This window comes from Bradyrhizobium sp. DOA1, assembly GCF_001593325.1.
In the GTDB taxonomy this organism is placed as follows: Bacteria; Pseudomonadota; Alphaproteobacteria; order Rhizobiales; family Xanthobacteraceae; genus Bradyrhizobium.
The window spans coordinates 3,366,825-3,377,868 of record NZ_JXJM01000001.1; the positions used below are offsets into that span (position 1 = coordinate 3,366,825).

The 11,044-nt window shown below is 64.9% G+C and carries 6 protein-coding genes and 1 pseudogene; 6 read left to right on the forward strand and 1 reads right to left on the reverse strand.

What is annotated here, in order from left to right:
• Nucleotides 1-21 precede the first annotated feature (21 nt).
• The 4 genes from tyrS (at nt 22) to SE91_RS16005 (ending at nt 5,326) form a co-directional block, all read left to right on the forward strand.
• Nucleotides 22-1,275 (forward strand): tyrosine--tRNA ligase, encoded by a 1,254-nt coding sequence (gene tyrS / locus SE91_RS15990; protein WP_008564553.1) that lies wholly within the window; start codon nt 22-24, stop codon nt 1,273-1,275.
• A gap of 57 nt (nt 1,276-1,332) precedes the next feature.
• Nucleotides 1,333-2,592, forward strand: coding sequence for an MFS transporter (locus SE91_RS15995; RefSeq protein ID WP_061848244.1), 1,260 nt, complete (start codon nt 1,333-1,335; stop codon nt 2,590-2,592).
• Between the two features lie 220 nt (nt 2,593-2,812).
• Nucleotides 2,813-3,256 (forward strand): DoxX family protein, encoded by a 444-nt coding sequence (locus tag SE91_RS16000; protein WP_061848245.1) that lies wholly within the window; start codon nt 2,813-2,815, stop codon nt 3,254-3,256.
• Between the two features lie 375 nt (nt 3,257-3,631).
• A complete protein-coding gene (locus SE91_RS16005) occupies nt 3,632-5,326 on the forward strand; it encodes a methyl-accepting chemotaxis protein (RefSeq protein ID WP_061848246.1) in 1,695 nt (564 codons plus the stop codon).
• A 129-nt stretch (nt 5,327-5,455) separates the two neighbouring features.
• Here the strand turns inward: SE91_RS16005 and SE91_RS16010 are convergent, their stop codons facing one another.
• Nucleotides 5,456-9,265 (reverse strand): YhdP family protein, encoded by a 3,810-nt coding sequence (locus SE91_RS16010; protein ID WP_061848247.1) that lies wholly within the window; start codon nt 9,263-9,265, stop codon nt 5,456-5,458.
• 195 nt (nt 9,266-9,460) lie between these two features.
• On the opposite strand from SE91_RS16010, the gene SE91_RS16015 reads away from it, so the two are divergent.
• The gene (locus SE91_RS16015) at nt 9,461-10,141 is read left to right on the forward strand and encodes a peroxiredoxin (protein ID WP_082813734.1); all 681 of its coding nucleotides are present in this window, start codon (nt 9,461-9,463) and stop codon (nt 10,139-10,141) included.
• A 110-nt stretch (nt 10,142-10,251) separates the two neighbouring features.
• Nucleotides 10,252-11,044, forward strand: a pseudogene (locus tag SE91_RS16020) (M23 family peptidase); the annotation flags it as partial.

Here is an 11,044-nt window from a genome sequence, read left to right on the forward strand (position 1 = left end):
AATTGTTGGGCATGCCGACAGATGACTGCATTTAAATCGGAATTCCTCAATACCCTGCAGGAACGTGGTTTCATCCACCAGTGCTCCGATTTCGAGGGGCTGGACGCACTCGCCGCCAAGGGCGAAGCGACAGCCTATGTCGGCTACGATTGCACCGCCCGCTCGCTGCACATCGGTAATTACCTGACCATGATGATGCTGTACTGGCTCCAGCAGTCCGGCAACAAGCCGATCACGCTGATGGGCGGCGGCACCACCATGGTGGGTGATCCCTCCGGCAAGGACGAGACGCGTGCGATGCGTACTGTCGCCGAGATCGAGGCCAACAAGGACTCGATCCGCGGCGTGTTCGCGAAGGTGCTGCGCTACGGAGATGGCAAGAGCGACGCCGTCATGCTCGACAATGCGGAATGGCTGACCAAGCTGAACTGGATCGAGATGCTGCGCGACGTCGGCCGGCATTTCTCGGTCAACCGCATGCTGACCATGGACTCCGTGCGGCTGCGCCTCGAGCGCGAGCAGGAGATGAGCTTCATCGAGTTCAACTACATGGTCTGTCAGGCCTACGACTTCGTCGAGCTCGCCAAGCGCACCGGCTGCCGTCTCCAGATGGGCGGCTCGGACCAGTGGGGCAATATCATCATGGGCGTCGATCTCGGCCGCCGCATGGGCACGCACCAGCTGTTCGCGCTGACGACGCCGCTGCTGACGACCGCGTCCGGCGCCAAGATGGGCAAGACCGCACAGGGCGCGGTGTGGCTCAATGCCGATCAGTTCTCGCCATATGATTTCTGGCAGTACTGGCGCAACACCGAGGATGCCGACGTCGGCAAGTTCCTGAAGCTGTTCACGACGCTGCCGATGGCCGAGATCAGGAAGCTCGAAGCCCTCGGCGGCTCCGAGATCAACGAGGCCAAGAAGGTGCTCGCCACCGAGGCGACCGCGCTGCTGCACGGCCGCGATGCCGCGAACGAAGCCGCCGAGACCGCGCGGCGCACCTTCGAGGAAGGCGCGCTCGCCGAAAGTCTGCCGACCGTGGAAATTCCGCGCGGCGAACTCGACGCCGGCCTCAGCGTGCTCAACGCCTTCGTTAGGGCGGGCCTGGTTGCGTCCAACGGCGAAGCCAGGCGTCAGATCAAGGGCGGCGGCCTGCGCGTCAACGATGCGTCCGTCACCGACGAAAAGATGGCGCTCTCCGCCGCGAACCTGACGCCGGAAGGCGTGATCAAGCTGTCCTTCGGCAAGAAGAAACATGTGCTGATCCGGCCTGCATAGGCGTATGAGCTTTTCGCTGCTTGTCAGGGCGCGCCGATGCGCGCTCCCTGACGGGCAATGGATCAGAACACGCCCAGGGAAACGACCAAGGAACAAGTCGGACGCGCCAGGCACGATGCGGTGCGCACCGCGCTCGTGATCCTCTGCCTGTGCTTCACGCTTGCTGTTCTTGGCCGCGGCCTCAGTGAGAGCTTCACCGTCTTCCTCAAGCCGATCTCCGAAAATTTCGGCTGGGATCGCGCCGACGTCGTGTCCATCTATTCCCTCACCTGGCTCATCAGCGGCCTGACCGCACCGCTGGTCGGTCGCCTGTTCGATCATTCCGGTCCGCGCATCGTCTACGCGCTGGGGCTATTCCTTCTCGGCTCGGCCTTCCTGATCGCAAGCCAGGCGCAGGCACTCTGGCAATTCCAGCTCTCGATCGGATTGTGCGTCGGCATCGGCGTTGCGTTCATCGGCAACGTGCCGAACTCGATCCTGCTCGGCCGCTGGTTCGGGCCGCGGCTGCCGACCGCAATGGCGGTGGTCTATTCCGCGATGGGCGGCGGCGTGCTGGCGCTGCTTCCGGCCTCGCAGCTGCTGATCGATCATCTCGGCTGGCGCGAGACGTATCAGCTGTTCGGCTTCGCCGCGCTCGGCTTGCTCGTGCCGCTGCTGCTCCTGCCCTGGCGCCTGTTCGCAGCCGGCTCACCGCACGTCGCCAAGAAAAGCGATCCGGATTTCATCGACAACGGCTGGACGCTTGTCAGCGCGATGCGCCACCATGCCTTCTGGGCGCTGTTCTCGACCTTCTTCTTCACAGCCGTCGGCATGTACGCGATCGCCGCGCAGATCGTGGCCTACCTGATCGACGCCGGCTTTGCCCCGCTGCAGGCGGCTACTGCCTGGGGCTTCTCCGGCGTCGTTCTCGTGTTCGGCATGCTCGGGGTCTCCGCGCTCGACGGGCTGATCGGGCGCCGGCCCTCGGTGCTGCTGAGCTACGCGATCTCGATCCTCGGCATCGTCCTGCTCTGGCTACTGCAGTATTATCCGAACATCATCCTGCTCACCGGTTTCGTCGTTTGCTTCGGCAGCATGATGGGCTCGCGCGGTCCGCTGATCACCGCCACCGCGATGAAGATCTTTCGAGGGAAGCGCGTCGGCACCATCTTCGGCACCATCTCGATCGGCAGCGGGTTGGGATCGGCCTTCGGCTCATGGAGCGGCGGCCTCATCCACGACTTTACCCATGGCTACGATCTCCTGCTCGTCTTCGCACTTGCGAGCGTGATCCTCGGAATGATTCCATTCCTGGTCGTCCCCGCATTGCGTGAATAGGTTTCCCAGAAGTAACTTGAGCGCATACGGATCACCGGGAAATTACGGATGGGCACTGCATGAGGGATGCACGAAACCCGCTTCGCAACCGGCTGAAACCGGGGGCGTGCGGTGTTTTGTCCTACATGACGAAAATGTCAGAACGCAGTTGATCCCGGATGGCTTGCGGGACAGAACTGAATGCGATCCAAGTCGCTCATTGGATGGAGGGCACAAACCAATGAACTTTCCTTATCTCACTCGCTTTCAACCGGTTCTCTTGAGCCTGTTTCGCTTCATCACCGGCCTGTTGCTGTTCCAGTATGGCGTCGCCAAGCTGTTCAAGTTTCCGGCCGTTCCGATGTTCGCAAAAGTCGAACTGATGTCGCTGTACGGCGCGGCCGGCACGCTCGAATTGGTGCTCGGCGGGCTGTTGATGATCGGCCTGTTCTCGCGGCTTGCAGCCTTCATCCTGTCCGGTGAGATGGCGTTCGCCTACTTCATGGGACACATGTTCAGGGGCGAATCTCCGGTGTTCCTGCCGCTGCTCAACGGCGGCACCTCGGCCATCCTGTTCTGCTTCGCCTGTCTCTATCTGTCTGCGGCCGGCGCCGGCCCGATCAGCGTCGACGCGGCGATGGGCAATGAACGCGAATCGACCGGCGGCGCATTCGCGCGGCGCTGACGCGCGAATGTGACGCGCAAATAAAAGATGGCACCGGCGGCTTCGCCGGTGTCGTCTACCGCGAGCCCAGCACGTTCCAGATCAGGACGAGGGCAGCCACGAGCAGCACGGACATGATGATGCGGTGAGCGAATCGGTTCATCGCCATCCCAATCGGTTCATCGCCGCCCCGGCTCGGCTCCCACCAATATCCAGCATCATTCCTCTCCGCGACCTGGCCCGCCATATGCGCGCAAGGCGCGCTCTGCCTGCACATTTGCGCGTGCGGCTGCGAACGCTGCGCGCTCGGCAGCGGGCCGCACACGTCCGTTCATGAATGGTAAGAACTTCATGCTACCGACGCGAGTAATAACAACCATTTCGCAAGGGGCTGCGATGAAGCTGCTGAGTCATTTCAAGATCCGCACCAAGCTCGCCAGCATGGTCTGTCTCGCCGCGCTCACGGTCACGGCCATCATCGGCGTATCGGCCGTGCTCAGCAAGAGCCGCATGATGGAGGATCGCGTCCAGCAGATGCGGACCGCGGTGGAGCTGCTCTATAACTACGCTCAATCGCTCCAGGACGAGGTGACCGCCGGCAAGCTCACGCAAGCCGAGGCCAAGAGCCTGTTCCACCAGCGCGGCCGCCGGATGAGCTTCAACGGGAGCCAGGGCTATCCGGTGGTCTACAATCAGGACAGCTCCCTGGTCGTGAACGGCGCCAATCAGCAGCTCGAAGGCAAGATCACCGGCGCCAAGGATTCCAACGGCGTGCTGATCGCCGACGCCATCATCAAGGCCGGCAGCGAGACCGCGCAGGGCGGCGTGACCTCCTATCTCTATCCCCGCCCCGGTCAGACCGAGCCGGTCCGCAAGACCGTGTATGCGCGCAAATTCGCGCCATGGAACGTGACGATCAGCTACGGCCTTTATGTCGACGACATCGATGCCGACGTGCGCGCGCTGACGCTGGAGCTGGCTGCGATCGGCTTCGGCCTGATGCTGCTGATGGCGGCACTGTCCTGGCTGATCGCCCGCGACGTGCTCGGTGCGCTCGACCGCCAGAAGAACCGCATGCAGGCGATCGCCGAGGGCGCCATCGACAAGGCGGTCGAGGAGACCGACCGCGGCGACGAGATCGGCCGGATGGCCGAGACGCTGGAAGTGCTCCGGCAAACCGCACAGACGGCACGCACGCTGGAAGCCGAACAGGTCGCCACCAAGACGCGCACCGAGCAGGAGAAGCGCGACGCCCTGATCGCGCTTGCCGACCGCTTCGACGCCTCCGTCGGCCAGCTCGTCGGCCAGATGGCGTCCGGCTCCGGCGAACTCGAGACCACCGCCAAGTCGATGTCATCCACCGCCGAGGGCACCAACCGCCGCGCTGCCGTGGTCGGCTCGGCCGCCACCGAGGCCAGCCAGCGCGTCCAGACGGTCGCCGCGGCTGCCGAAGAGCTCTCTTCTTCGATCACCGAGATCAGCCGTCAGGTCGCGCAATCCGCCGAAGTCACGGGACGCGCGGTGGACAGTGCCCGCCGCACCGACACGATCGTGCGGGCGCTGTCCGACGGCGCCCAGCAGATCGAGCATGTCGCCGAGTTGATCTCCAGCATCGCGGCCCAGACCAATCTGCTCGCGCTCAACGCCACCATCGAGGCGGCGCGCGCGGGCGAAGCCGGCCGCGGCTTTGCCGTCGTCGCCTCCGAGGTGAAGTCGCTGGCGAGCCAGACTGCGGAAGCCACCCGCGAGATCGGCGACAAGATCGCGCAGATCCAGGGCGCGACCAAGGAGGCCGTGGATGCGATCGGCGGCATCACCGCCACCATCGAGGAGGTCAGCCGCATCGCCACCTCGATCGGCGCCGCCATCGAGGAGCAAGGCGCCGCCACCGCCGAGATCGCCCGCAGCGTGTCGCAGACTGCTGAGGCGACCAAGGAGGTCACGACCAATATCGGCGCCGTCGGCACCGCTGCGAACGAGACCGGCAATGCCGCCGGCATGGTGCTTGCGGCAGCTTCCAGCCTCTCCAAGCAGGCCGAGCAGCTCTCCGGCGAGGTCGGCACGTTCCTCGCAGGCGTCCGCGCGGCGTAGGCTGGTTCGCACGCTCTCGACGTCGTCATGGCCGGGCTTGTCCCGGCCATCCACGCGTTGGCCACGCAGCACGAAGAACGTGGATGCCCGGGACAAGCCCGGGCATGACGGCCTGGTTGATATCCGCCTCTACCGCCGTGCGAGCGTACAGCCGCTCGACAGCTGGCGCGTCGATCCAGTGGAGCCGTCGTTCGACTGCGAGGGGAATTCCTCCCAGGGCGAATTCTGCTTGCCGGTGTTGAATTCGAAGATCTTGCGGAACAGGCCCGGCGCCATCGCCGAGATCGGATTGACGCGCATCACGGGCGCGGCCGGCGTGCCGACCACCTCGTAAGTGACGCCGATCAATCCCTCATTGTTGCCGCCGCCGAGGAAAATGCCGAACAGCGGGATCTGGCCGAAGATGTTGTTGACGCCATACATCGGCACGAAGGTGCCGCTCATGCAGACCTGGTTGCCGGGATAGTCGATCGAGCCCTCGATGGTGGCGCCGATCATAGGGCCCTTGACCACGCCGTCGCGGATCGTGAGCGCACCATTCTGCCGGGTGAACTCGGCCCGCAGCGCGCTGAAGGAAACGCCGTTGCCGGTGCCGTTGGGCGCGCCGGCGGCGACGCGATCGAGCTGCGCCTCACCCTTGACCGTGAAGTCGCGCACGTTGATGAGGCCCTCGCGCGCCGTGTTCGGTTCGGAGGTCGGCGGCTCCATCGCCACAACCATCTGGCCGCCAACCGCCTTGGTGTAGGTGTCGGTGAAACGCAGCAGCGCGCCGGCATCGTTGGTCTGGAGATAGATCACTTCGCGATTGCCCTGCGCACGGCCGCCGCGCAGATCGGCCGCAATCGGCGTGTCGCGGCCGATCTTTCCGCTCAGCGTCAAGGCTTTGATCGCGCCGTTGCGCTTCGACATCTTGGCATCAAGGCTACGCATCGCCTCGCCATTGGCGCCCATGACGGTGCCGAGCTTCACGTCGATGTCGAAATCGACGTTCTTCATCTTGTTCTTGTCATCCTTGGAGTTTCCTGAGATCGCCGACTTCAGGAAGCCGCGGCCGTCGAAAACGTCGCCGCGCATCGTGCCTTTGAGCATACCGTCCTGGCCGCGCTCGACCTTCAGCGACGTCTTGTCGCCGTCAGACGGTGAATAGACCGGGAAACTCGCATTCATCAGGTCGCCGTTCGCATCGATTTCCAGCGAGCCCTTGATCGAGGCGCCGCCGCCCTCGATGACGATGTCCTCGAAACGCGTTGATTGCGCCGTCGGCACGACCTTGAAGGTGGCCTTGCCCGACCGGCCCGGCAGCTTGACCCACCCGGGCAGGATGTTGTCGAGCCTGACCGAGGTCAGGTCGGCCTCGACGCCGAGCTTCGTCGTCTGCTCCGGGCCGCTCGCGATCTTGCCCGACAGCTTGATCGGCAACGATCCGCTGACGGCGGGGCTGAGATCGAATCCCAGGCGCGCGCGGCTGGCGTCGTCCAGCGTCGCCTGCAATCTGACGTCGGCATCGCCCTCGGCCGGCTTGCGATAGTCGAGTGAGGCCGCCTGCCCGTTGATCTTGACGTCACCCTTGACTTGATAGCCCTGGTTGCTCGCGGCGATCTTGAGGTTGTTGGCCTCCAGCTTCTGGTTCATCACCAGCTTGTCGGCTGAGAAACCGTTGAGGTCGGCGCTGACGGAATAGACAGTGTCGGCCTTGGTCAGCTCGCCCTTGACCGGCATGGCGAGCTGGATGTTCGCCGAGAACGTCCCCTTGCTGGTGTTGGGGTCGACGACGGTCGACGACAAATCGCTCAGCCGATCATTGGCGAGCATTTCGGCGGCCGCGGGCACCGGTCCCTCGACGCGAAAGCGCGTGCGCGACGGCGACGGCTTCGGCGCCATGTCCGGCACCTCGAAGGTGAAGTCGGAGATCGTGATCTTGCGGCCGGCGGGCGTATCGGCAATGCCTTGCGCGATGTTCACGGTCGCGGCGCGGCCGGTCACGCGCGCCTTCAAATCGGCATCATGCACCACAGGCATGCCGTCCACTGGGCGGACCGCGACGCCGCTCGCCACGATGTTAACCGATAGGCCGTCGTCAGGGATCGGCGGCCCCTTGCGCGGCAGGTTCTTCGTCGGCGAGTTGACGCCGATCTCGATGCGCTGGAGCGTGCCGCGCTCGATCCGCTCGATCACCCATTCGCGCAGCTCGGGAACGACGAGCGTCGGCCACATCCGCTTCAGTGCCGAGGCCGACATCGGCGTACCGGCAAAACCCAGCGTCAGCCGAGGCTCGCCCGAATAGTCGATGGCCCCGGTGCCGGCGACGCCGATCTCGCCGTTGCTGATATCGGCCTGCGTCAGCAGCAGGCGCTTGTGGTCGGTGTCGAAGCGGAAGCCGATCGCAATGCGGTTGAAGACGAGCGGCGGCTCGTTGTCGATGCCGCCGAGCAGGATCGAGCCGCCGCTGAAGCCAAGCTGCCAATCGTTGATGTTGCCGTTCGGCGGTTCGAGATGGGCCAGCAGCGTCAGCCGGTTCGCGCCGGAGATGATCTTGAAGGGTGCGACCAGCACGCGCCGGTTGGCGTCCCACTCGACGTTGATCTCGGCCTGGTCGATCGCCATCGGATAGTCGGGCGTGTCGGTATCGATGATGTTGCCCGCACCGACCGCGATCTTGCCGCGGAAGAAGGTCGGCACGCCGTCACGGCCGAGCTCGCCCTTGAGCTCGCCGGTCAGCGGCAGGTCGGCGGTATAGGTGAGATCCTTGACCCGCAGCGCCAGCAGGAGGTTGGAGGTCGAGACCTTGTCGGCCTTGATGTCGACCGAGCGCACGCCGTTCTCGGCCGGCCCGATCGTGGCGCGCAGCATCCAGGGACGCGCGCCCTCCTCGCCGAGGCTGAGCGCGACGCCGCCGCGGCTCGGCCGGCGCAGGCTGAGCGTGATGTTCTCGAACGACCATTTGCTGCCGCGCTGCTGATCGTCGACGATCAGATTGCCGTTCTTCAGGCCAATCTCGTTGAGGTTCTGACCATCGAGGCCGGTCATGCTCAGGCTGTCGAGCCAGTCGAGGCCCTGAAGAATGCCGCTCTGCGCCGTCGCCTGAGGCGCCGCCTGCGACGCGTCCGGGCTCGCGGGCTGCTGCGTGGCGAAGGGCGGCGGCGGAACGCCGGCGCGCGGAAATGTCGGCGGCAGGCCCGCCTCTTTCTTGGAGGCCACGCCCGTTGCCAGCGGCTTTGCGGTATCGCCGGCCGAGACCGTGACAGTGCCGTCGGGTGCGATGCGGATCGCAAGCTCGGCGTCGACGAGGTTGAGGCTTTCGGCGCGCAGGTGCCCCATCAGGAGAGCCGCGCCCGACAGCTTCACCTCGGCCTTCGGCGCACTGGCGACGACGGCGTGATCGCGGTCGCGGACGATGATGTCGCGGATACGGACCGCGATACGGATCCGCCCCGCCCGCTCGATCTGGGTGCCCCCGATCTCCACGGTATTGCCGTGGCCGATGTTCTCCTCGATCGCGGCAGCGAGCCACGGCGTTGCGATATCGAGATTGATCGGACCGGCGCCGAGCCGCCACCACAGTGCAGCGAAACAACCGACGAAGATGACCACCACTGCGCCGACCACCATGGTGAAGCGCTTCAACCAGCGATCTGCGGCCAGCCAGCGGTGCAGCGCCCGAAACCCGTCACCGAAGCGATGGAAGCCCGAATTGGAACGCGACAGCAGCCGGCGCGCGCGATAGCCCGCCGCCTCCTCCTGATCCGGATCCCAATCGGCGTTGTCCCATTCCTGCGGCTCTGGTTGACCGCCGCGCCGATCGAAGTCCCGCGTGTAATCCTGGGGCGACTTATTCCTTGCCATTGCCTCTCGATACAGGCGCCCATCGTGGGATTGAGCGCCGCCGGGACCGCAGCCGACGACGGGGAGCGAAGCCCCCTGCGCCGGCACTGCCGCCATACCTCGAATATTCCTGCTGTTCGTCATTTCGCCCCGGGAGCGCGTTCAACGAGCAGTTGGGTGGTGCGTGGAATTCCTTGTAACCATACTCCGGCGTCGCCAGACTTGCCCAGCCGAGGGCGCGAGTCCGTCACACCGGACGAGAGCTGCAATACCGCTTTGGTTGACCTGCCGAAAGCGACGAAAGGAAGGCGTATGTCCAAGAAATCCCGAAAGAAATCGTCCAAAACGCCCTCCGGCAGTCCGACGGCTAAGAAGAAGGCCGGGAAAACCCGGGCAGCGACTCAAACACGGTCCGCGAAAACACAGCGGACGCCAGCAAGCAAATCAACCGCAACGATAGCAAAAGCAGGATCACATAAGGCCGCATCGAAACAGTTAAATCCTTCCAAATCGCCCGCGGCGGCGAAGCCTGCCCTGACGGAGGGCCAGAGGGCGCCCGCCTTCCGCCTGCCCCGCGACGGCGGCAACGTAGTCACGCTGGCGGACCATGCCGGACAGAAGCTGGTCCTGTTCTTCTATCCCCGCGCCGACACGCCCGGCTGCACCAGGGAGGCCATTGACTTCACGCGCCTGGCGGACGCCTTCGCTGCCGCGGGCACCAAAGTGCTCGGCATCTCCGCCGATCCGTTAAAGGCCCAGGAGAAGTTCCGCGACAAGCACAAGCTCGGCATTCCCCTCGTCTCGGACGAGACCCATGCGATGCTGGAGGCCTACGGCGCCTGGGGCGAAAAGTCCATGTACGGCAAGAGCTTCCTTGGGATTCTTCGCACCACGGTGTTGGTTGGAGGCGATGGCAAGGTGGCCCGGATCTGGCGCAACGTGAAGGTCGACGGGCATGCCGAAGAGGTGCTGGAAGCGGCAAGAAGCCTTTAACCAATCCCTCGAATTCGGCCGTTCCCGTTTCCGGAAAATTAACCATGAGCGGCCCAGATTGCTGCGGCAATTAGGCCGTCCGGACTGATCCGACCGGCGCGGGAGTGCCGATGTCGAAAAGTTCTGCCCAATACTCGCAGTACCCCCAACATCATCCTCACGACCACGGACGGGCCTTCCAACGCCGCGCTGCCGCCCCAGCGCCGGTCGCAATTCCCCTTCCCGCAGCCGACGACGCCTATACCATCGTCCATGCCGGCAAGCAGGTCCGCTTCGGGCCCGTGGTGTTCTGGATCGTGGTCGGCACCGTCGTGCTGCTCGGGCTGTGGTCGATCGCGACCGCCACCTATTTCGCCTTCCGCGACGACGTCCTGACCCGCCTGGTCGCCCGCCAGGCCGAGATGCAATACGCCTATGAAGACCGCATCGCCGAGCTGCGCGCCCGGGTCGACCGCGCCACCAGCCGGCAGCTGCTCGACCAGGAACAGTTCGACCAGAAGCTCGATCAGATCATGAAGCGCCAGACGGCGCTGGAGTCCCGGGCCACGGCGCTCGGCGCCATGCCTGACGTGACCGGATCGATCCCGCGCGCGGCACAGCAGCGCAGCGACGCTGGCCAGACGCAGGGCACACCGAAGCCGTCGCCGATCAGCGACACCGTGATCTTCGTGGCGCCGCCGGATCGCGAAGCACGACTCGAATCGCGCGCGCCGACCGTCGCAGCGCCTCCCACCAGCCAATTTGCCAAGAACCAGGGCTTCGACAATGTCCTGGTGCGGCTTACGACGTCGCTCGATCAGGTCGAGCGGCGCCAGATGGCAGCGCTCAACGCCGTCGAGGAAGGCATGGATTCGCGCATGCGCCGGATGCGCGGCGTCGTCAGCGATCTCGGCCTCAACCTCG

Coding starts and splice junctions, on each gene's coding strand:
- tyrS (WP_008564553.1), top strand. CDS start 22: ATGACTGCATTTAAATCGGAATTCCTCAATACCCTGCAGGAACGTGGT.
- SE91_RS15995 (WP_061848244.1), top strand. CDS start 1,333: ATGGATCAGAACACGCCCAGGGAAACGACCAAGGAACAAGTCGGACGC.
- SE91_RS16000 (WP_061848245.1), top strand. CDS start 2,813: ATGAACTTTCCTTATCTCACTCGCTTTCAACCGGTTCTCTTGAGCCTG.
- SE91_RS16005 (WP_061848246.1), top strand. CDS start 3,632: ATGAAGCTGCTGAGTCATTTCAAGATCCGCACCAAGCTCGCCAGCATG.
- SE91_RS16010 (WP_061848247.1), bottom strand. CDS start 9,265: ATGGCGGCAGTGCCGGCGCAGGGGGCTTCGCTCCCCGTCGTCGGCTGC.
- SE91_RS16015 (WP_082813734.1), top strand. CDS start 9,461: ATGTCCAAGAAATCCCGAAAGAAATCGTCCAAAACGCCCTCCGGCAGT.